This window comes from Pseudomonas sp. SIMBA_041, assembly GCF_046535095.1.
Taxonomy (GTDB): domain Bacteria; phylum Pseudomonadota; class Gammaproteobacteria; order Pseudomonadales; family Pseudomonadaceae; genus Aquipseudomonas; species Aquipseudomonas mucoides.
On the sequence record NZ_JAWRXJ010000638.1, the window covers coordinates 1 to 252 of the forward strand.

1 protein-coding gene is annotated in these 252 nt (G+C 62.3%); it reads right to left on the reverse strand.

The genetic code is table 11. The annotated features are described in order from the left end of the window. Positions 1-251: baseplate J/gp47 family protein (locus SB725_RS32665; protein ID WP_410923633.1), on the reverse strand; the 251-nt coding region annotated here is incomplete at its 3' end. Between the last annotated feature and the right edge of the window lies 1 nt (position 252).

Here is a 252-nt window from a genome sequence, read left to right on the forward strand (position 1 = left end):
GCGCACCACGCTCGAGTAACGCCGGCCACGGCGCGGGCCCACTGCACGTAGTCTTCTTCGTCGCCGCCTTGTGGAGTGCTCTGGTACGCATCCAGCATCCGGCTTCGCAGTTCATCGTTGGTTTCGATGTCTGCGCCCGATTGCACGGTTGCCGTTATTGCGCCCCCTTGCTGGATACCGTCTACCGTCTCGCTGAGAGAAACGACCGTGCCGACGTCGGCATTTCCAGCAGATCCCGCGACGTCAGCAATG